Annotated in this window: 24 protein-coding genes, 2 tRNA genes and 3 pseudogenes; 6 read left to right on the plus strand and 23 right to left on the minus strand. The window is 51.0% G+C overall.

From position 1 onward, the window contains the following. Positions 1–17: 17 nt before the first annotated feature. The 3 genes from arsA to IEV89_RS02820 all read right to left on the minus strand — a co-directional run bounded on the left by arsA (position 18) and on the right by IEV89_RS02820 (position 2635). Positions 18–1775, minus strand: coding sequence for an arsenical pump-driving ATPase (gene arsA / locus IEV89_RS02810; protein ID WP_188470171.1), 1758 nt, complete (start codon positions 1773–1775; stop codon positions 18–20). Between the two features lie 29 nt (positions 1776–1804). After that, entirely contained in the window at positions 1805–2170 is a 366-nt protein-coding gene (gene arsD / locus IEV89_RS02815; RefSeq protein ID WP_188470173.1) for an arsenite efflux transporter metallochaperone ArsD, read from the minus strand. A 111-nt stretch (positions 2171–2281) separates the two neighbouring features. After that, the gene (locus IEV89_RS02820) at positions 2282–2635 is read right to left on the minus strand and encodes a metalloregulator ArsR/SmtB family transcription factor (RefSeq protein ID WP_188470175.1); all 354 of its coding nucleotides are present in this window, start codon (positions 2633–2635) and stop codon (positions 2282–2284) included. Between the two features lie 175 nt (positions 2636–2810). Between IEV89_RS02820 and IEV89_RS02825 the strand changes: the two are divergent. Further along, a pseudogene (locus IEV89_RS02825) lies at positions 2811–3393 on the plus strand (IS5 family transposase); the annotation flags it as partial. A gap of 5 nt (positions 3394–3398) precedes the next feature. Here the strand turns inward: IEV89_RS02825 and IEV89_RS02830 are convergent. The 3 genes and pseudogenes from IEV89_RS02830 to cycA form a co-directional block, all read right to left on the minus strand. Beyond that, positions 3399–3881 (minus strand): annotated as a pseudogene (locus IEV89_RS02830) (tyrosine-type recombinase/integrase); the annotation flags it as partial. Between the two features lie 195 nt (positions 3882–4076). Beyond that, positions 4077–4152: transfer RNA gene (locus IEV89_RS02835), tRNA-Asn, on the minus strand. A gap of 289 nt (positions 4153–4441) precedes the next feature. Beyond that, entirely contained in the window at positions 4442–5842 is a 1401-nt protein-coding gene (cycA, locus tag IEV89_RS02840; RefSeq protein ID WP_188470177.1) for a D-serine/D-alanine/glycine transporter, read from the minus strand. 370 nt (positions 5843–6212) lie between these two features. Here cycA and IEV89_RS02845 point away from each other — a divergent pair. Beyond that, a tRNA-Lys gene (locus tag IEV89_RS02845) sits at positions 6213–6288 on the plus strand. Positions 6289–6302: 14 nt separating this feature from the next. On the opposite strand, the gene IEV89_RS02850 is transcribed toward IEV89_RS02845, so the two are convergent. The 15 genes and pseudogenes from IEV89_RS02850 to IEV89_RS02910 form a co-directional block, all read right to left on the minus strand. After that, positions 6303–7460, minus strand: a complete 1158-nt coding sequence (locus IEV89_RS02850) for a site-specific integrase (RefSeq protein ID WP_229746356.1) — start codon at positions 7458–7460, stop codon at positions 6303–6305. Continuing rightward, entirely contained in the window at positions 7343–7693 is a 351-nt protein-coding gene (locus IEV89_RS21605) for a helix-turn-helix domain-containing protein (protein ID WP_229746344.1), read from the minus strand. Before IEV89_RS21605 ends, IEV89_RS02850 begins: the two co-directional genes overlap by 118 nt. 49 nt (positions 7694–7742) lie before the next feature. Continuing rightward, a pseudogene (locus IEV89_RS02855) lies at positions 7743–8507 on the minus strand (DNA cytosine methyltransferase); the annotation flags it as partial. Continuing rightward, entirely contained in the window at positions 8504–9442 is a 939-nt protein-coding gene (locus tag IEV89_RS02860; protein WP_229746345.1) for an MT-A70 family methyltransferase, read from the minus strand. The pseudogene IEV89_RS02855 and the gene IEV89_RS02860, both read right to left, overlap by 4 nt. Continuing rightward, on the minus strand, positions 9442–9681 hold the full coding sequence (locus tag IEV89_RS02865; protein WP_188470181.1) for a DUF4060 family protein: 240 nt from the start codon (positions 9679–9681) through the stop codon (positions 9442–9444). The genes IEV89_RS02860 and IEV89_RS02865 overlap by 1 nt, the downstream gene beginning before the upstream one ends. A 348-nt stretch (positions 9682–10029) precedes the next feature. Further along, positions 10030–10473 (minus strand): hypothetical protein, encoded by a 444-nt coding sequence (locus IEV89_RS02870; RefSeq protein WP_188470183.1) that lies wholly within the window; start codon positions 10471–10473, stop codon positions 10030–10032. Next, a complete protein-coding gene (locus IEV89_RS02875; protein ID WP_188470185.1) occupies positions 10473–10757 on the minus strand; it encodes a DUF4406 domain-containing protein in 285 nt (94 codons plus the stop codon). The genes IEV89_RS02870 and IEV89_RS02875 overlap by 1 nt, the downstream gene beginning before the upstream one ends. Continuing rightward, the gene (locus tag IEV89_RS02880) at positions 10754–11290 is read right to left on the minus strand and encodes a phiTE_072 family protein (RefSeq protein WP_188470186.1); all 537 of its coding nucleotides are present in this window, start codon (positions 11288–11290) and stop codon (positions 10754–10756) included. Before IEV89_RS02880 ends, IEV89_RS02875 begins: the two co-directional genes overlap by 4 nt. Positions 11291–11626: 336 nt before the next feature. Next, positions 11627–11821: a hypothetical protein gene (locus IEV89_RS02885; protein WP_188470188.1), complete on the minus strand. Its 195-nt coding sequence runs from the start codon at positions 11819–11821 to the stop codon at positions 11627–11629. Further along, entirely contained in the window at positions 11805–12344 is a 540-nt protein-coding gene (locus IEV89_RS02890; RefSeq protein ID WP_188470190.1) for a hypothetical protein, read from the minus strand. The genes IEV89_RS02885 and IEV89_RS02890 overlap by 17 nt, the downstream gene beginning before the upstream one ends. 41 nt (positions 12345–12385) lie before the next feature. Further along, positions 12386–13090, minus strand: coding sequence for a single stranded DNA-binding domain-containing protein (locus tag IEV89_RS02895; protein WP_188470192.1), 705 nt, complete (start codon positions 13088–13090; stop codon positions 12386–12388). After that, positions 13090–13773, minus strand: coding sequence for a DEAD/DEAH box helicase family protein (locus IEV89_RS02900; protein WP_188470194.1), 684 nt, complete (start codon positions 13771–13773; stop codon positions 13090–13092). Before IEV89_RS02900 ends, IEV89_RS02895 begins: the two co-directional genes overlap by 1 nt. Next, positions 13773–14444, minus strand: a complete 672-nt coding sequence (exoX, locus tag IEV89_RS02905; RefSeq protein WP_188470196.1) for an exodeoxyribonuclease X — start codon at positions 14442–14444, stop codon at positions 13773–13775. The genes IEV89_RS02900 and exoX overlap by 1 nt, the downstream gene beginning before the upstream one ends. Further along, positions 14422–14604, minus strand: coding sequence for a hypothetical protein (locus tag IEV89_RS21610; protein WP_229746346.1), 183 nt, complete (start codon positions 14602–14604; stop codon positions 14422–14424). The genes exoX and IEV89_RS21610 overlap by 23 nt, the downstream gene beginning before the upstream one ends. Positions 14605–14752: 148 nt before the next feature. Then, the gene (locus IEV89_RS02910; protein ID WP_188470198.1) at positions 14753–15139 is read right to left on the minus strand and encodes a hypothetical protein; all 387 of its coding nucleotides are present in this window, start codon (positions 15137–15139) and stop codon (positions 14753–14755) included. Positions 15140–15505: 366 nt separating this feature from the next. On the opposite strand from IEV89_RS02910, the gene IEV89_RS02915 reads away from it, so the two are divergent. After that, a complete protein-coding gene (locus IEV89_RS02915) occupies positions 15506–15916 on the plus strand; it encodes a hypothetical protein (protein WP_188470200.1) in 411 nt (136 codons plus the stop codon). 27 nt (positions 15917–15943) lie between these two features. Here IEV89_RS02915 and IEV89_RS02920 read toward each other — a convergent pair whose 3' ends face one another. Both IEV89_RS02920 and IEV89_RS02925 read right to left on the minus strand, forming a co-directional pair. Beyond that, positions 15944–16264, minus strand: a complete 321-nt coding sequence (locus IEV89_RS02920; RefSeq protein WP_188470202.1) for a hypothetical protein — start codon at positions 16262–16264, stop codon at positions 15944–15946. A 343-nt stretch (positions 16265–16607) separates the two neighbouring features. After that, complete coding sequence (locus tag IEV89_RS02925) at positions 16608–17321, minus strand: XRE family transcriptional regulator (RefSeq protein ID WP_188470204.1); 714 nt, start codon at positions 17319–17321, stop codon at positions 16608–16610. 110 nt (positions 17322–17431) lie between these two features. Between IEV89_RS02925 and IEV89_RS02930 the strand changes: the two genes are divergently transcribed. The 3 genes from IEV89_RS02930 to IEV89_RS02940 form a co-directional block, all read left to right on the plus strand. Beyond that, on the plus strand, positions 17432–17665 hold the full coding sequence (locus IEV89_RS02930; RefSeq protein WP_188470206.1) for a transcriptional regulator: 234 nt from the start codon (positions 17432–17434) through the stop codon (positions 17663–17665). A gap of 25 nt (positions 17666–17690) precedes the next feature. Further along, positions 17691–18011 (plus strand): CII family transcriptional regulator, encoded by a 321-nt coding sequence (locus IEV89_RS02935; protein WP_373283335.1) that lies wholly within the window; start codon positions 17691–17693, stop codon positions 18009–18011. Positions 18012–18266: 255 nt separating this feature from the next. After that, positions 18267–18604: replication protein (locus IEV89_RS02940; protein ID WP_188470208.1), on the plus strand; the 338-nt coding region annotated here is incomplete at its 3' end.

An 18604-nucleotide genomic window follows, 5' to 3' on the forward strand; every position in this document is an offset into this window, starting at 1 on the left:
GCCCGCAATGCCGTTTATTATTGTTTTCCAGCGAGAATGCTAAGACGGTCAATACCGACCGGCTCATCTTCCTGTAGCGGGATCAATGCCAGACGTGTCGCAAGGCCTGACTGAACTTTCCTGATTTGCTCTACTTCATGTGCCGCGCGTATTTTGAGCAACGGGGACGTCGTACGTGCTGCGGCAAGGCTGTTGTTGATGATCCACGCCCACGGCTCAATGCCCGCTCGACGAAGATCCTCCTGCAAATTGGCAGTCTCCAGCACCGGCGTCGTTTCGGGTAGCGTCACCAGCAGCACTTTAGTGCGTTCCGCATCCTGTAACTGCATCATCGGCGTAAGATAATGGCCGTTTTCGCCCATGCGCTTCGCCACTTCACGATGATACGCACCGGTGGCATCAAGCAGCAGCAGCGTGTGGCCCGTCGGTGCGGTATCCATCACCACAAAGCGTTTGCCGGCTTCGCGTATGACGCGGGAAAATGCCTGAAACACGGCAATTTCTTCGGTACACGGCGAACGCAGGTCTTCCTGCAGCAGGGCTTTGCCCTGAGCGTCCAGGTCCTTGCCTTTTGTCGCTAACACCGTCTCGCGATAGCGCTCGGTTTCGGCCTGCGGATCAATCCTGCTGACCTGCAGGTTTTTAAGCTGACCGTGCAGCGTGTTTTCCAGGTGTGCGGCCGGATCTGACGTGGTGAGGTGAACGTCCAGCCCTCTTTCAGCAAGCCTGACCGCCACGGCGGCGGCAAGCGTCGTTTTACCTACCCCCCCTTTTCCCATTAGCATGATCAGGCCGTGATCCTGGCGGGCGATGTCCTCAACCAGTGCATCGAGAGAGGGAATATCCGGAACCGCTTCGTCCTGCAGAACAGCTGTTGCGTCCCCGGATTTTTGTGTCTGGAAAAGGCCACGCAGCGCGTCAGGGCCCACCATGTTGACCGGCTGAAGCGCTAAGGTTTCGTGCGGTAAGGCCGCTAATGCTGGCGGAAGGCTTGCTAACACGCGCTGCTCGCGTTGATAGAGAGACCGGGCCAGCGCATCTCCCGTGGTTGCGCTTTCAGGCAGCACGCCGTTGATGACCAGGGTCTGATTCTCCAGCCCAACCTGATGAAGCTCATCATGCGTGCGGGCGACCTCAAGCAGGGTGGAGGCCTGAGGACGGGCTACCAGAATCAGACGAGTCTGGGCGGAGTCGGCCAGAACCGACAGGGCATGTGCATAACGCTCACGCTGTTTTTCCAGCCCGGCAAGGGGACCGAGACAGGAAGCCCCCTCCGGATTTTCTGCAATGAAACTGCTCCAGGCACCGGGCAGTTGCAGCAGCCGGATAGTGTGACCGGTGGGTGCCGTATCGAAAATAATATGGTCGTAATCCCGCAGCAGGGCGTCGTCCGTAAGTAAGCCGGTGAACTCATCAAAGGCGGCAATCTCCGTCGTACAGGCACCGGAGAGCTGTTCTTCAATACTGCGCACCACGTCGTCGGGAAGCACCCCCTTAACGGGATCGACGATGCGTGCGCGATAGAGCTGCGCGGCGGCTTGCGGGTCAATCTCAAGTGCAGTGAGGCCCGGTACGCTATGAATGCCGGTCAGGTGGTTACCAATAGTTTGACCAAAGACCTGCCCGACATTTGACGCCGGGTCGGTACTGACCAGCAGAATGCGTTTTCCCTGATCCGCAAGCGAAATGGCCGTCGCGCACGACAGGGAGGTTTTCCCAACCCCGCCCTTGCCGGTGAAAAAGAGAAATGTGGGGGGATTATTCATAAATTGCATGGAGGTATCCTTCTTCCGGGTTAATGAGTTCAGCAGCAGGTCGTCTTGCCACCGGTGCAGCAACCTGATGACGCAGCTTGTTCACTCTCCAGAGCAAGGTCACACCATCGGGCTAGCTCCTGACGCGTCGGATAGCGGCCGGCCAGTGCTACTTCATCGTCGAGCATTATCAAAGGCAAAGATGATGTGCCAGAATTATCGAGAAAAGCTTTAACCCGCGTATTGTCTACAAACGCCATAGGCTGCTGGGACAGATTGAAGCGCTTTACCGTGATGCCTTTCTGTTTCAGCCAGTCGCAGTCAGCGGAAAAACTGACCAATGCCTGATCAACCTCGGTGCCGCACACGCCCGTGTTACAGCACATTGCGGGATCAAAAACTGAAATTGTTTTCATCGCTTTTCCTTATCGGTGTCAGTTAACGCATGCGGTTAGCGTTGACCGCATTTCTTATCGGATAACGTGGAGTTTTAAATCCGGTTAACCGAATATATTTCTCGCTTGAGCTCACAGGCAGACAGCCTTGCCGCCGGTGGTGTTCTGGCTGCGGGTTATGCTTTTAACCTGCGCAGTAATTTTGTCCTGCTCGCTCAAAAAGGCCTGCTCAATAATGGCCGCTGCCCATGCAGGCATATGTGGAGACAGGCGGTAATGAATCCATTTACCGTCACGTCGGTCCATGATGAGCCCTGTTTCTCTAAGCATAGCGAGGTGTCGTGAGATTTTTGGCTGTGGCTCATTAAGCACGCCGGTGATTTCACAGACGCACAGCTCCCCGGCTTCTCTGAGCAGCATCACGATAGACAGACGTGTTTCATCGGACAGGTTTTTAAACAACAGTAGTGAAGACAAACCGTTCATAAGGTCTCCTTTGCAAGATGATGCCATGGTAGGTCTTGCTCAAAAATTGTCAATGACATATTTGATATTTCAAATGTGTTTGTTTTGGCTCATTGGAAGGCTTTGTTGAATAAATCGAACTTCTGGCTGCAATCAGGATCAGATCATCACATTCCTGATCCTGTAGCGGTATCCCGTGGCAAAGCAAAAATTTAGAATCAACAACTGGGCAGCCTACAACAAGGCTCTCGTCAATCGCGGTTCGCTGATATTCTGGCTTGATGACTCAGCCATCCAGGCCTGGTACGACGAGCCAAAAACCTCTTCGCGTGGTCGTCCTCAACGTTATTCTGAACTGGCTATTTCCACCGTTCTGATGCTCAAACGCGTCTTTCGCCTCACACTACGTGCCGCTCAGGGATTCATTGATTCCATTTTTACGTTAATGAACCTCCCACTTCGTTGCCCGGATTATTCCTGCGTTAGCAGGCGAGCCAAGTCGGTGAGTATCCCTTTCAAGAACCCCACGCACGGCGAGATTGCTCATCTGGTTATCGATTCCACCGACTTAAAAGTCTTCGGTGAAGGCGAGTGGAAGGTGAAAAAGCACGGTCAGGAAAAGCGTCGCGTCTGGCGAAAACTGCACCTGGCTGTGGACACCGATACTCACGAGGTTATCTGCGCTGATCCCACCGCGAGCTCGGGCAGGCTACTGGCCAGTGGAGTCTGTTGAGCGAAATAAAGCAGTCGCGAGGCAACGACTCACTGGGAGCAACGCCTAGTGTGCTGCGACTTCCAGCAGACCTTTTTGCTCAATGCCTTTCAGCAGGTCGATAAAGTGACGAGGTTTCAGTTCAGCTACCGGCAAGTGTCCAATCACGGGCAATATATGATGGTTCATGCTGGCAAGCAGACGGGATGCGTGGTTCTCTGACCATGTTCGGTTGCTTTTATGCCAGATCAATGCAACGTGCTTCAAGGATTTTTCCGGTGAGCGGGCAGCTTTCTCTGCGATACGTTGCTGGGCTGGATTGATATTCTGCGCCAGCAGCTTGCGTATGCCATCACGTTGCTGCCCGTAAGCCAGAGAAACATCGGGATAAGCTCCTAAGCCAAGCCGGGATTCTTTACCATTGATACGATATTTGAGATACCAGAGACGTGAACCGCCTGGATTGACTAAGAGGTACAGGCCGTGTGAATCGGAAACTTTGAAAGGTTTTTCAGAAGGCTTGAGACTGCGGTTTTTAGTATCGTTCAGAGACATTAGGGTGGTCACTCCATAATCGAACTGAAATGACACCAAATCTGACCACCAAATTTTCCCGGCGCGGAGGGAAACTGAAAATGCAGCAGGACTATTTTTCACATTCACTGATTGCATCAAAGCCACACAGGCCTGGGCACCGGGCATGAAAAGCAAAAAGCCCGCTTAAGTTTCCTTAAGCGGGCTTCTCTAATTTGGCTCCTCTGACTGGACTCGAACCAGTGACATACGGATTAACAGTCCGCCGTTCTACCGACTGAACTACAGAGGAATCGTTTGAACGGGGCGAATAATATCGGGTGACCGTGGGCATGTCAAAGGGTTAAGTGAAAATAGTATCCGTTTGATGAGAATTTCGCCAGGTTATTGATTTTTCTGGCATGAGAATTAGAACGAGGGAGTTGGGCGACAGGCTCTGAACGGTTCCCGTGTCTTTTTCTAAAGGGAAAACGCAGCGGGAATGGGGGTATAAATTTGAGATTTAAGAAGATTCGAAAAAAAACCAGCGGTTAAACCGGACGAGTAGGCCGGATAACAGCTGGGCAATAATCCACTAATTGTTAGGCTATGCGTTTCCGGCTCCGGAACCAATACCCAATTCCCAGGATCACAAACCACAGTGGCGTCACGATCAGTGCCTGGCGGGTATCGTCCTGCAACGTCAGCAGTATCAACACAAAGACGAAGAATGCCATGCAGACCCAGCACATCAGCTTGCCGAGCGGCATTTTATAGATAGAGGCTTCATGCAACTGCGGGCGCTGGCGGCGGTACACCAGATACGAGCATAGAATGATGGTCCACACGAACATAAATAGGATGGCTGACACTGTCGTCACCAGCGTGAACACCGTCATTACGTTGGGAATGAGATATATCAGCACCACACCACCCAGCAGGCAGATGCAGGAGAAGGTCAACCCGTTTGATGGTACTGCGCGGGAAGATAGCTTGCCAAATGCCCTTGGTGCATTGCCTTCCTGCGCCAGACCAAACAACATACGGCTGGTGGAGAAAACACCGCTGTTAGCGGAGGAAGCTGCTGACGTCAGAACCACAAAGTTGATAATACTGGCCGCTGCGGGTAAACCGGCAATGACGAACAGTTCCACGAACGGGCTTTTGTCGGGCACCACGGAGTTCCAGGGAGTGACTGACATGATGATGATCAGCGAGAACACGTAGAACATAATGATGCGCAGCGGGATCGCATTGATGGCGCGTGGCAGGGATTTCAACGGGTCTTTGGTTTCTGCTGCAGTGGTGCCGACCAGCTCAATACCGACAAAAGCAAACACCGCAATCTGGAATCCAGCAAAGAATCCGCTGATGCCTTTGGGGAAGAAGCCGCCGTCATGCCACAAATTGCTGAAAGAAGCGATCGAACCGGTTGGTGTCTGGAAATGGGTTAATACCATGACGAGCCCAGCAATGATCAGACCGACGATGGCAACGATTTTAATCATCGCGAACCAGAATTCCATCTCACCAAACATTTTCACCGTAGCGAGGTTTAGGCTCAGTAACACGACAACGCAAAGTAGGGAGGCAATCCATTGTGATAGCCCAGGGAACCAGAACTGGGCGTAAGCGGTTATTGCTACGACGTCAGCGATACCGGTGACCACCCAGCAGAACCAGTAAGTCCAGCCGGTGAAATATCCTGCCCATGGACCTAAAAGATCCGCGGCGAAATCACTGAAGGATTTATATTCGAGGTTGGAGAGTAGCAGTTCGCCCATCGCCCGCATCACGAAAAACAGCATAAAGCCGATGATCATGTAAACGAAGATAATGGAAGGACCGGCCAGACTGATGGTTTTTCCCGAGCCCATAAACAGACCCGTACCAATGGCTCCACCGATAGCAATAAGTTGTATATGTCGGTTGCTGAGATTCCGTCGCAGACTGTCTGTGTTCTCCGCTTCCGGTTTTGTGAGGATGTTTGACTCTTCTTGCATGTTGTATTGATTCCTGTTTGAGCTTTGTCGCGACATGATTCGTCCTTTGTCGCTGTCATTTATCGTTTTATTGAGCTCTGCTTGGCTCTTTTACACCTGTTATTTACCCGCGTTGATTGGGCTAGTGACTGTAATGTTAATGTTAAAATCTCGTTTGTTATAACTGACATGAAAATTAAGCCTGAGAAAAACGTATAGTATTTTTTACATTTATGGTGAGTTAATGTTAATTGGCCGACGTGCGACCTCAGAGCGGACAATAATACCTTGTTTTGGTGTGATAAAAATCACAATAACGAGGGAGAATGAGTGCGAAACATCGCTGCAAAGTTTGACATCTGATGATGAGAGGAGAATAATCCGTCGCGTTGGGTCGTTAGCTCAGTTGGTAGAGCCGTTGACTCTTAATCAATTGGTCGCTGGTTCGAACCCAGCACGACCCACCAACAAAATCAATGCGTTAGACTATCCTCCTCACCTCTGAAATAACCTCTTGTGACATATTTGTGCCGTTCTTTCCAAATATGATGTCTATTTGAGCAGCGTGCTGAGTTAAATGGTTTGGTGATAGATGGGCATATCTACGCACCATTTCAATTGACTCCCAGCCTCCCATTTCTTGCAGTGCAGATAATGGGACACCGGATTGAACCAGCCAACTTGCCCACGTATGCCGCAAATCATGAAAACGAAAGTCCTCTATCCCGGCTCTAATTAATGCAGCATTCCATGCTGTATTTCCATCGACCCTCATTTTCCTTATTTCTTTTGTTTTCTCCCCGTTCGATTTTGTGGATGATACTGTGTGAACAAACACCCATCGGTGATGTTTACCCATTTGCCCCCGCAGAACCTGACAGGCCGTGTCGTTGAGTGCTACCCCGATTGCACGGCCTCCTTTTGCATCCTCTGGGTGTATCCATGCCATCTTCCGGGTAATGTCTAACTGAGACCATTCCAGGCTGAGAATATTCCCCCGGCGAAGCCCCGTGGCCAGCGCGAAGATAACCACTGGCTTCAGGTGCTCTGGCAAAGCCTCCACCAGATTCCTCGCCTCGTCGTGATTCAGCCATCTAATACGACGGTTGCGAGGCTGTTTCGCTTTTACTACCGGTACAGAATCCAGCCATCCCCATTCGTTAGCAGCAATGCGAAGAAGTGATCGCATGAATGCCTGGTGCGAATATTTTGACGACTGAGAGACTGGTTTTGGCTTGTAAGGCGGTACCGGCTTTCCCTCACGTTCCAATCTCTCCTTCATCTGCGTCCAGTTAGCCAAGTGCTTCCTGTTCGTCATGCCTGATACCAGCGTCTGAATTTCGTCATTGCTGATGCTGCCGATCTCCCTCCCTTTCAAATGCATCAGAAAGAAACCTATCTTTGACTTATCAGCATCGAGTGAGCGCTTATCTGCCTTTTCGTTCAGCCAGCGCAGACACGCCTCCTCAAAATATTTGACCGGCGCATCGCCTAGCTTCTCGGTGCGCCACATCTCGGCCTTTAATTTATCGTGGAGTTCCTGAGCTTGCCGCTTGTCCGTTGTCCCAAGAGACTGTCTAAATCTTTTGCCACCAGGCGTAACGAAGTCACAGTGCCACGTTCCGCCCCTTTGCTTGATTGACATACAAGTCCTTCCTCTTGCTGGTCAACCGCATTCACCGGCTGATTGTTGATCCAAGTCGTAATTGAGGCAATGCAATCTGACTTGAGAATCCGATAGTCGCCTTTCTTCTTGCCAATGCCCGTTCTGCTAGCCCGTAGCCGTGACGCTTTAATCCAAGCGTACCCGGTGCTATGGCTTATTTTCAGGAACGAGCAAGCCTCTTCGAAAGTGAAGATTTCTTCCTGCATACTTACCTCTCTTCAAACTGGCCGTTGAGCACGCCAATCGTCCAAAGAAAATCGACCAGTCGATACACTCGGCAGCGGTACGGTACGGCGCCAGCTTGCCACTCTGCACATCGAGAGACTTGGGATCGCCGTGGCTGGCCACTGGCCAATGAACCGGCTGGCCGTCGCAACGCATCACCATGAAGAAACGTTTTCGGATAGTCGGCGCGCCGAAGTCACATGCACGCAGTTCCCGGTGGTCAACAACATAGCCCAAACCGGCAACCAGGCGGCGGACGTCTTCACTGGACACATCGATGTTCAACACTTCGCAGCACTCGGCAATAGCCGGGTGATCCGCAGCAACGCCGGTTGTCAGCATTGCAATGAACGCCGCGAATGTTTCGCCAGCGCGGGCTGGATCCGGATGCTCTGTACCGTCTTCAGCGGTCAGTAAAGGTCCCCACGTTTTAAATTCTTCAACATTTTCAAGCATCATCACGCGTGGACTCTTGGCAAGCGCCCAGCGGATCACAATCCAAGCCAGCCCCCTGATTTCTTTCTTAACCGGTTTGCTGCCCTTCGCTTTGCTGAAATGACGGCAGTCAGGACTGAACCACGCCAGACCAACCGAGCGGCCAGCGGTCGCCGCAATAGGGTCAACATCAAAAACCGATTCGCAGTAGTGCAGCGTTTCAGGGTGATTAGTGCCATGCATCGCAATAGCGTTCTCGTCATGGTTGATTGCAATGTCTACACTGCGGCCAGTTGCCATCTCAATACCGGTGCTCGCACCGCCGCCGCCGGCGAAATTGTCTACGATGATTTCTCTCATGCTGTGGCTCCCATGGCGCGGGCGAGTGTGCCTGCGGTGGCGATGATTGCGGCCGTAGATAGGCCATCCATTTTCAAACGGTTGATATGAAACCGCAGCTTGTTCTGTAAATGTGGTTCAAGACTCGAGGAGTTAGCGACCTGGTCGAGCAGGTAGTTCACTTCTGCTGGCCATACGGTATTGGCCGTTGCTGGCTCAGGAATAGTTTCAGGAATATTTTGTTGCTGGCTTTGGTGTAATACGTTCGCAGGAATTGCCCGATAGTGACCAGCCAGCGCCTTGACGCGAGAGTTTCGATTTGGCGGCATAGCGGTAAATGTCGCCGGGACCAGGTCAATATCGTTGAACGGGTTTTCATTACCCCAGTGATGCCAACCCGGTGCGTCGCCGCGGCTAAATAGCTCAATGCGGGACACGTTGCCGTACAACTGCTCGAGGCGGAAGCGGCCCTCAGCGGGTTTCTCGCTGTGTTCGCCAAGGCAGCTGTAAACCACCTGTTTCACGTTCATGGCAGCACGTTGCAAACCGGCACCACGCACGGCGATCAGCATGTCCTCGCTGTTGGCGCGGGTATAAGTACCGCCATTCATGCGGGTCTGTGTGTTGAGAAGTTCAAGGAAATCGTGAAAGTCGAGCACGTCCTGTTCCCGTAACCGCTTCTCGATGTGCTGCCAGGCCAGCTCGTTGAGCTTTACCCACGTTAGACCCTTCATTGTGCGAACCTCAAAACCCCATGCTTTCGCAAGCTCTTTGGCTTCATCGACGTGCGTGCCGGTGAACCACATGCAAAGGACCGCATCATCGGCGGCAATCGACCAAACTGGCAGGCGCTTCATGTCTTCCAATGTCATGGTTTGATAATGGTTTTCGGCGGCACCGTTCACGCCTTTGTTCTGATAGCGCCACGGCGGATCTGCATAGATGAGCTGATACATCAGGCCGGTACCCCGCATATTTTCGAAAGTGAACGATGGTGATTCATAACAGTGGCCACGTATGACGCTTTACGGTTCATCACCTCGATTGAGTAGTTACGGCCAGCGACCCGGACCTGATAGGTTTCACAGTTCTTTGACCGGGCATAATCACCGTATTTCTGCTGGTGGGCAGTGAGAGCAGCATCAGCCGCGCGCCGTTCGACAGGCGTGGGCTGGCCGCGAATGATGTGTCGCATGGCTTTCTCCAGGCTTAGAAAAGCCGCTCCTGGCGGCTCGCTTGTTGGGGGCATCGATGAGTGGTAATTTGATTTTTAAAATGGGTTAGGCAAGGGGTTATACGTTGAACAATAAGATTATCTATCGCCTCGCATGCTTGGTAATTTTCGGGATGTTCATCTACATACCGGCTGACATAACAGTCAGTGGAACCATTACTGGGTTTACCTATAGGATCCTCTGGCAACTGGGAACGGATGAGGCAAATTTCTTCAAGGTGTATACCCCAAACGTTTCGCTACTTATTGCCCAGCTATTAGCCGTATGCGCTATTACGCTATTTATTGTCCGGTCGAATAAGACTTAAATTAATCACCAACCTTAACGACGCCGCCGTCATAAACGCCCAGCGCAGCACTTAGGCCGACCTTTATCTCTTCGATGTCGTCAGCGCCTGCCGCGCCATCCGTGTGAGCATTATGGAATGCCAACGCCATGCTGTCAGACACGACCGGCTTGTGCGGGGCGGTGAATAGTTGTTGTCCTGGTTGCACATCAAAGCGCAGGAATCGGAAATCAACCTCTCGCGTAATTCCCTTCTCGCAGTCGGTACCGGCCCATGCGACGATCTCGCCAACTGGCATGTGTTCCCCATTTGCAGAAAAATGCGGATGACTAGGCTCGATAAATTTTTCCAAAGTTTGACCTATCGCATCCCGAAGCGACTGCGCGCCAGCGTATTCAACTGCAACGTCTCGTAACGCATTCACTAGTGAAGCGAATAAATTCGGAGCTAATCGTGGTTTTGTCATTAGCGTTCCCCTTCGTAAATATGCAATCCCAACTTAGTGGCCAGTGCATGTTCAGCTCTGGCGCCAGCACTGTTTTGCCATTCGGGCAGCAGGTAGATAGCATCGGCACGCTGAAGCATCGTAATGCCGATGGCCATGTAATCGGCTTCGCTCAGGCCGTCCGGCAGGATCGCCGGATTCAGAGGTACGTACTTTTTGAATGACAAATTGAGCGCTGCCTGGTGGAAGGCTGGTCGGTTGAGATGGGGGATACCAGTCATCGGCCCGGCGATGTACATTTTCATGATTGCGATTCCGGTGAGAGAAACGCAGTTTTCACCGCGTCGATGATGAGGCAAAGATAGGTGTAATCAGGATTTGGCTCTGTCGGCCAGTCGGCGCTCCCCGCGTCGTACACGTCCCCAAATAATGGCATCCACAGACTTTCGTAATTCCAATCTGCCAGCACATCATTCATAGACATGCATTCAGCCCGATCGAAGCTTTCGCGCGCTTGTTCAGGGTCAATCTCTCTGGCTCGTCGTTTCTCCAGTACCGTTTTGCGGATGAAGTCAGCGTGATCACCTTCGGCATATTGGTGTTTCTGGATGCCGCGACTTAAACAGTTCGCCAGATAGTCGGCGCTGGCGCTCGAAAAGAACTGTTCGACTGTTCGCCCACTCATTGCAGGCCAGTCAGCGGTCCACGCCTTGCCAAAACAACTTATGGTAATTGTGCCGCGACCGGGCTCGAAGTTTTCAGTCACTACCTTGACCGGGTCCAGATTTTCAAGCCCGGTGATTACCAGCTGCTGTAGCTGGGAGGTCTCAATTTTCATGATTTTTACCCGCGCGCAGGCCGTAAAGGTCTGTTCGTTATTTGACCTAAAATAAATGATCGATCATCTAATTGATGAATCAGTGCGGTAACTTGATTTGGTGATCAGCGCAAAAGTCCAGCACGTACAGGCATTCAGCGGGGCTTTCGGTTTCGTTAATCACATCGCAGCCACCGGAGTGAAGGCAGTTGCAGCCCTGGCAGCTGAGGCGGTTTTCGAAGCAGTTTTTCGCCATGTGGTAGCCGTTACATCTGCCGCCGGTGAACCTGTGAGGAAAATCATAAGAGGGACATCTACAAGTAACTTGTCTGCCGTCCCAATAGGCGTTTTCTCCGTTCATTGGTCACCACCTGATTTTTCCGATTCCTGCTTGAGCTTCGCCCGTCGTTCTATCTCGTCGAGCGTGTCGAGATAAAGCCAGCCCGGACGGCGGACTGGCTTGCCTGCTTTCAACCCTTCGAACTGGGCGACGGCATACTCGACGGCCTCCGCTTTTGTTTTGCATTGGTGGTTGTCAGCGTATTTTTTCATTGCCAGCGCTTACGCCCGGACGGGCGGCTTCTGTAATGACCGGTTCGCCATAAACTGGAGTGTTATGTCGGTGCCAGTCGGTATGACAACTACTGCATAACCACATAACATCAAGCGGTTTTGTGTAGTCGCAATGATGTGCCTGAAGCTGCTTAACGGTAGAGCAGCTCTCGCATGTTTCAGGACGAACCAGCTTTCCTGCGCGCAAAAAATTGCCCACTAATAAGTGGGCTTTTCTTTTGGCTGGAAACTTTTCTTGATATCTCTGGTGACATGCGGCAACAACAATTTTTCCTTTTGTTGATTGCCTGTATGCCTTTTTAAGTTCGATGCGCTCAATGTTTTGATCGCGTTGTTGGTCATAATTTTGGTAGTGATGGAAATTTATACGGCGGTTGGCGGCGTTATCTAACTTCGTGCATTCCTTGCACTTATTTAGGTGTCCATCAGCCATTCGTGCGTGTCTATAGAAAGCAGATAAAGTCTTATCAGCTTTGCACTTGAAACAAATTTTTGTATGCATTATTTATCTCCAACTTATTACGCCCCGGAAATAAAAAGGGCTTAATTAAAAGGTATGTCATCATCGAAATCAGGCACCTGCTGCTGAGGTACGTTGTTTTGGCGATTAGCTGCGGCTTGCTGCAAGCGTGAGGTCTGCGTCTGATTCGCCTGTTGAGCGTAAGGGTTAGCCGGTGCTTGACCGCTAGTCGTGCGTTGGCCGGTTGTGGTGGTATTCGGATCCCGCTCATCACGGTCTTTCAATAGGGCGACTAACTTATCGACTGCTTCAGGTGGGGAGCTTTCCGCGTGCTCAGCGTAGGTTTTACGCGTGCCACATTTGAACACCTGGCGGATCTCCATTTTGTAGCCTTCACCGCCATCGTTCTTGGTGTAGAGCGTTTTTTGCAGAACGAGGCCTGCGGGCTTACCTTCCAGCGCTTGGTTATGCCATTCGGGACCATCCGGCCCCTGAATTTGTACCGGCGCGGCTTCTTTAATGCCAGCTGACCAGAGCAGCGCGGAGATCAGGCCCATACCGAAGGTAGGCTCGCCATCGCGGCCAAGGAAGTTGATGCGCAGGTAATTGGCTTTCGCGCCGTGAGAATCGAAGCTGATTTCCAGCCCCTGCGACTGGCTGCCTTCTTTACCGAAGGTGTAAATAGCGGAGGTGATGACGCCTTCGTAGGCACCATTTTCGGAAATACCCATGCCTGAGCCAGCTTTCTTAGCGGCTTCTGCGTCGAATTTAAAACTCATTGGTTGCATTAGATTGTTGCTCCTAAAGAATCAGACATGAAGTCGCAGATCGCGACGTCCACAGCTTTGAGGTCATTGTCCATCTCGGACAGGTCAGGGAATAAGTCGGGTGGTGCTTTGGCGGTGTCGTTGTCGTCACCCTTGATCAGAAAGACGTGCTTGCCGTCCTTCTTAATGGCGCGCAGAACGATGGAGAAGTACCCCTCCGGTGTCAGCTTTTCGTTGAGCATCTTCCCAGCGGTCTTCATGCGGATTTTGCCTTCGCTCTCTTCTGTGTGAGCCAGAAAGTAAACACGAACGTCGTCCGGCAGCTGCGTGGCCGCCGTGATGATCCGCCAGACGTGATCCGCCATTTCAGTGAACTTGGTGTAGCCCGTTTGGTAGGCGCGCATCATGTTTTCGTGCTGCATCACCACCTGGAAGTCATCGATGATGAGCACCTTTCTCGTTTTCGACAGGACCATGCGCTGGATTTTGTCCTGCACTTCGTTCCAGTCGTCGGTTCGAAACACGTTCCCGCGCTGGGCCACGCCGTCGGCATCAGGCTGGCCGTTGATGCGCCAGCCTTTCGAGCGAAATGGCAACAGCTTGGGGATACATTGGATTAGCAGGCATTCATCTGGCTGGAAGTTTCGCAGGCTATATGACTTCCCCGCGCCAGAGTCGCCAAGGATCAGAACTGGCGTTCCCATTAGACGAGTGCTCCCATTGAGTACTTCATGGTGTATTCTTGGTCTTCGTTGAGCTCCATATTCGATAAACACCAACGAAAATAGCCGGGATCTTTCGCAGCGATATCAGCGAACGTTTCATTTCGGTACTTACCGAACTTCATCACGTGGAGCAGAGAAGGGCGCTTTGTGATTTCCCGCATTTCGGCAACGGTCCAACGAGCCAGGCTATTCATGTAAAGCAGCGTGGTCGCTGTGACGTAACAGTCATAGAGCGCGCGGTGTGCATAAAGGCCTTCAGGGACATCCGGATCCAAGCCGAAGCGGTACCGCAGATACTGGTTACCGTGTGACTTCTCCTCCGGCCAGAGTTTTCTGGCCAGCTTCATCGTGCAAACCCACGGCGCGGTGATCTGCGGCAGCTTCTCGCGGTCGAACGCGGCGTTGTGCGCAACGTAGATATCAGCGCCGAGGTACTTATCAATCACATCATCAATAAGCGGCGCGTCTGCAACCATATCTTCGGTGATGTGGTGTATGGCCATGGGCTCAAAACTGATGGGCTCGAGAGGCTTTACAAAGTCGCTGAGAGGGTTACAAATTTCACCGTTTACGATATCGACGCTGGCAATCTCAACAATGCCGCCTTCGAGCGATGTCGTCTCGGTATCAATGACTCGGAAAGTGGTCATGCTGATTTCCTGTGTCGGTTTGTGCATCAAGAATTGCCTCGAGATGAGCCAGTCGCATAGCTAGTCGTTCAAGGCTTGCCGGAGATATGCGTCGGGCGACGCACAGTGAGAGGATCAGGTCCTCGGTTACCTGCGCCTCATCAGGCGCGTTTTGAGTCATTGGCATACTGCGTCGGCCAATAACAGGACAACCGTTACGAGCAGAAGCATCGCAGCAGGGAACCAGAACCCCCGAGCTGTCAGTGGGTGCCAGTTGCGGACGTCTTCACCGGTCAGCTTGTGACGGTACTGCACCTTTTTTGCTGTGTTCATTTCCATGATGTCTTACCTCTGGTGCCGCGCATCGTAGGTGCCGGTTTTGTGCGTTTCTGCATCTGCAGCATGTAAGCGCAAAGGCCTTCTCTGCAGACGGTGTGAGTTTTCGAGCCGCGATACTGCTCAACAGTTATCAGCTGCAAATCGGCCGGCAGCCGGAACTTGCCGCAGTAGTCGCACATCTGTGACTCGACATGTTCAGTCGCTGAGGCGCAGATAATGGCTTCGGCAAACTGGCGTGGCGTGCCTGCCTGATCGGTATAGAAAACGGCATCAGCGCGGCATTCATTGAACGTCACTAACTGACGGCCAATTCGCAGCGGTGTACCTGGCGATAGCGCGGCGAGGCGTTCTCTCGATAACTTGGGGATGATCTGCATAGCAGCTCCTTTTTTGGCCCATGACAAAACGCCCGCTGTTAATGGCAGGCTTTTTGCGATGGATGAAAAAAAGCCCTCGAGGAGAGGGCAAACACACAGCATGGAGAGTTGTTAGAGAGTCGTGCGGCTGGAGTCGAACCAGATTCGGGGTAGGGAACCCCGTGCATTGCCTTTTATGCTACCGACACAACGGCCATGCCCACTCACCTGCATCCACGGATACGCACGAACAATGAGTAAGGGAATGAATGGGCATGCCGTTGTGTGCCTGCTTTTATCCACGTCAGGCGAGGTGGTTTCCTTGCTTTCCACAGCCAAAGGAAATAGATAAACTGCTAATTCCACAGTCGAAATAAGGAATGTTAGATGGATATCGGGTTATTTATCACGTCGATTAAAAGTGCTGTTGGTGCTCTTTCTGCAGTTCAAAGCAACGAGGTGCTCAGAGAGAGAATCGCTTTCATCTACGAGCAAATTGAAGTAGTTCAAAAAGCCAATGAAGCTACCATAAAAGAACTTGCTGAAACGAAAGCAAAAAATATAGAACTTGAGAAGGAAATAGCGGGATACCGGACAAAGAATGAATTTGTCGAGCATAGGGGAGCGGCCTTTAGAAAAGATACCTCTGGCAGCTATATCCACGCGGCTTATTGTCCCAACTGTCTTAAACAAGTCGGGAGCGGGTTTCCTGACTTTCCTTTCCATTGTGGCTCCTGTGGATGGACATCTCAGTTTGAGGGGCGAGAATTAGAAACTATTATGAATAGTCTTCCGTAATAACTTGGCGGGGTTGAAACTACCCCGCTAACTTTCAGTCGATACTCTGGCCTCTAAACGTTCGAGAACCGCGCGTTGTTGCTCGGCTGCCAGTTCGGCCTGCTGGCGGTTAAAATTTACGCAATCGTTAATTTCCAGAGCTTCAGCGTGAGCCATTTCAAAAGCAGCGTGACGGTCGTACTCGTCCGCCTGTAACCAGATGTCCGCGTCCATGCAGTCTGTGCGGTTGTACAGAACGCTGAATGAATCATTGAATTTCAGCGCTTCGGTGTGTGCTGCGTAGATAATGTCACGGCGGCCTTGCTCGTCGTTTGCTGCGTAAAACGTTGTCTGCATTTGTGTGGTCATTTTGTCAGCCTCGTTGAGTAGTCTTGCCAAAACCCCCGGCAATCAGGGGCAGTGGTAAAAACACTTATTCCTTAAAGAGCTAATTTGCGGTCGATCCCTCTCGGGGCCGGAAGTGATTACATCGCTCACCTCATCGCGTGTTGCTTAGTTGGCTTCGTGCCGTTTCGATGAAATGAAGATAACCTAAGTTATCGGTGATAACAATAACCTTAATTATAATTGTGATAACTTATGTATTAAATAAGTGATAACTAACGGGATTTATTTTTGTAAATTCTTAAGAAAGCGAATTTTTGGCACAAAAAAACCGGCTGTATGGCCGGTTAGTTATGTATGGGTGGGCTTAAAGAAGGACTGAGTACCAGAAAACCCGTCCTATTATTTCTATCTCTTGTTCGTTCACGTTCTCATCTGAGTATTCGTCCCGGTTATAGCTACGAATAACAACGATTCCACCAGGACGGCGAAATAACTGTTTAATCCTTTTCATTCCATCTGTGGCGATAGCATAAAGCTTCCCATCTATAATGGATTTATTAGCACAATCAATGGCCACAGTGGTTCCGTCAGGTATTACTGGCTCCATGCTGTTTCCACGAGCAGGGAAACATAAAACATTTTCTTTCATAGCCCCTACGCGCCGCAAAGTTGATTTAGAAAAACGCAATTTAAATCCATTATAATCTTCATCACAAAAACTCCCATCACCCGCAGCTAGTTCTATATCTCTCAGAAATGGCACTTCTACTTCGTCATCAGGAAGTGGAGTGTTCCGATCCCAAGCATCTACCCGCTGCCACTCTCTCTCTGGAGGGATTGTTGAGTCAGGATGATGAGGTTTTCCTCCTTCACGCATAGGTTCCGCACCTGTAGAAAGCCATTCAGCGCGGACATTAAGTGCCTTACTTATTTCCAATATCTTACGAGATGACTGCGCCTTACCAGAAGTTAACTTCTGTATCGCAGGCTGGCTCACACCAACAATCTCAGCTAATTGGCCTTGACTCATCCCAGCGCTTCTCAACGCCTCATTCAAACGATCAGCAAATGTATTCATAAAGTCATTTATAACCACAGTTATATATTATGCAAATAACAAAGGTTATGGACAACCAACATAACTTCGGTTATCTTTCGTTGTATCACATAACCAATCGAGGCTTTTTAATGAATAAAGTTATCCAGCGAGCATTAAGCATCGTCGGTAGCCAGAAAAAGCTCGCCGACATTTGTGGCGTTAGCCAGCCAGCCGTTCACAAGTGGCTGAATGGTGGCTTGGTATCACCAGAAAAGGTGAGCGCCATAGTTAATGCCACAGAAGGGAAGATTCAAGCCCATGAAGTGCGACCTGATTTACCGGATCTTTTTCCGCACCCACAAAGAACAGTGGATGCGGCCTAAAACCTAGCTAACAAGGACATGATAAGTGGAAACAGCAGCAACAACACGCAATTCAGAGATGCCAAAACTCAATCCGCGTGAGATGGAGAAGTTAGTTCTGAGGCAGTTACAACTGCATGGGCAGAAACCGATTGCAGATCAACTTGGTATGGATGAATCGACAATAAGTCGCTGGAAGCAGAGCCACATAGAACAGTTCTGCAAGTTCCTTGCAGCGCTGGGTATTCAGCTGGCACCACCCGAAGCAGTGCTTGTGCGTCGGGATTACCTGTTCTCAATGGAAACACTGGCTGAAATCGGCATGAAGGCTGAGCGCATGCGTCCGGAACCAATCGGATTTAATTGAGGGCGTGGGAATGGGCTACTTCGAATCAAAAAGAAAGGCCGAACTGCGCAAACAGTACGGCCTGTACTTCTTTAAAAACCACTGAGGTTTTATACATTATGCACAAAAACAAGCGTCCAGCGCAACCAGCAAGAGAAGTTACTCGCTATGACTTTGTCAGACCTGCTGACCCCATCGGGGCGGCCCCTAAAGCTTTCCAGCAACGCTTTGCAGCCGAGTGGCGAAAGGTGCTGGCGCAACATGAGGTCAAGGCAGATGAATAGCACGGCTGAAATCCTTCAATTTCGCGCTAAAGAACAGCGTGAGGAGCGTCGCGTGGCTGATACCGAAGATGGGTATTTCCGGCTGGCAAATATGCTCTTAGAAGAATACGCAGGCGCTGATTTAACCAAGCGTCAATTCAAAGTGCTGCTGGCCGTTTTAAGGCTGACTTATGGCTGGAATAAAAAAATGGACCGGATCAGCGATTCGCAAATTTCTGAGATAGCACGACTGCCTGTGAAGCGCTGCAACGAAGCAAAACTTCAATTGGTTGAAATGAATGTTCTTCTTCAGCAAGGGCGCCAGTTTGGCCCTAACAAAAACGTCTCTTT

Origin of the sequence: Hafnia psychrotolerans (assembly GCF_014639435.1) — a bacterium.
GTDB lineage: Bacteria > Pseudomonadota > Gammaproteobacteria > Enterobacterales > Enterobacteriaceae > Ewingella > Ewingella psychrotolerans.

Bases quoted from the DNA above. Each gene is read 5' to 3' on its own strand.
- exoX (WP_188470196.1), bottom strand. From the start codon at position 14,444: ATGACCACTTTCCGAGTCATTGATACCGAGACGACATCGCTCGAAGGC.
- arsA (WP_188470171.1), bottom strand. From the start codon at position 1,775: ATGCAATTTATGAATAATCCCCCCACATTTCTCTTTTTCACCGGCAAG.
- IEV89_RS02895 (WP_188470192.1), bottom strand. From the start codon at position 13,090: ATGCAACCAATGAGTTTTAAATTCGACGCAGAAGCCGCTAAGAAAGCT.
- IEV89_RS02875 (WP_188470185.1), bottom strand. From the start codon at position 10,757: ATGAAAATGTACATCGCCGGGCCGATGACTGGTATCCCCCATCTCAAC.
- IEV89_RS02870 (WP_188470183.1), bottom strand. From the start codon at position 10,473: ATGACAAAACCACGATTAGCTCCGAATTTATTCGCTTCACTAGTGAAT.
- IEV89_RS02880 (WP_188470186.1), bottom strand. From the start codon at position 11,290: ATGAAAATTGAGACCTCCCAGCTACAGCAGCTGGTAATCACCGGGCTT.
- IEV89_RS02865 (WP_188470181.1), bottom strand. From the start codon at position 9,681: ATGCGACACATCATTCGCGGCCAGCCCACGCCTGTCGAACGGCGCGCG.
- arsD (WP_188470173.1), bottom strand. From the start codon at position 2,170: ATGAAAACAATTTCAGTTTTTGATCCCGCAATGTGCTGTAACACGGGC.
- IEV89_RS02885 (WP_188470188.1), bottom strand. From the start codon at position 11,821: ATGAAAAAATACGCTGACAACCACCAATGCAAAACAAAAGCGGAGGCC.
- IEV89_RS21605 (WP_229746344.1), bottom strand. From the start codon at position 7,693: ATGCAGGAAGAAATCTTCACTTTCGAAGAGGCTTGCTCGTTCCTGAAA.
- IEV89_RS02920 (WP_188470202.1), bottom strand. From the start codon at position 16,264: ATGACCACACAAATGCAGACAACGTTTTACGCAGCAAACGACGAGCAA.
- IEV89_RS02900 (WP_188470194.1), bottom strand. From the start codon at position 13,773: ATGGGAACGCCAGTTCTGATCCTTGGCGACTCTGGCGCGGGGAAGTCA.
- IEV89_RS02930 (WP_188470206.1), top strand. From the start codon at position 17,432: ATGAATAAAGTTATCCAGCGAGCATTAAGCATCGTCGGTAGCCAGAAA.
- IEV89_RS02860 (WP_229746345.1), bottom strand. From the start codon at position 9,442: ATGTATCAGCTCATCTATGCAGATCCGCCGTGGCGCTATCAGAACAAA.
- IEV89_RS02925 (WP_188470204.1), bottom strand. From the start codon at position 17,321: ATGAATACATTTGCTGATCGTTTGAATGAGGCGTTGAGAAGCGCTGGG.
- IEV89_RS02910 (WP_188470198.1), bottom strand. From the start codon at position 15,139: ATGCAGATCATCCCCAAGTTATCGAGAGAACGCCTCGCCGCGCTATCG.
- cycA (WP_188470177.1), bottom strand. From the start codon at position 5,842: ATGCAAGAAGAGTCAAACATCCTCACAAAACCGGAAGCGGAGAACACA.
- IEV89_RS02890 (WP_188470190.1), bottom strand. From the start codon at position 12,344: ATGCATACAAAAATTTGTTTCAAGTGCAAAGCTGATAAGACTTTATCT.
- IEV89_RS21610 (WP_229746346.1), bottom strand. From the start codon at position 14,604: ATGACTCAAAACGCGCCTGATGAGGCGCAGGTAACCGAGGACCTGATC.
- IEV89_RS02915 (WP_188470200.1), top strand. From the start codon at position 15,506: ATGGATATCGGGTTATTTATCACGTCGATTAAAAGTGCTGTTGGTGCT.
- IEV89_RS02820 (WP_188470175.1), bottom strand. From the start codon at position 2,635: ATGAACGGTTTGTCTTCACTACTGTTGTTTAAAAACCTGTCCGATGAA.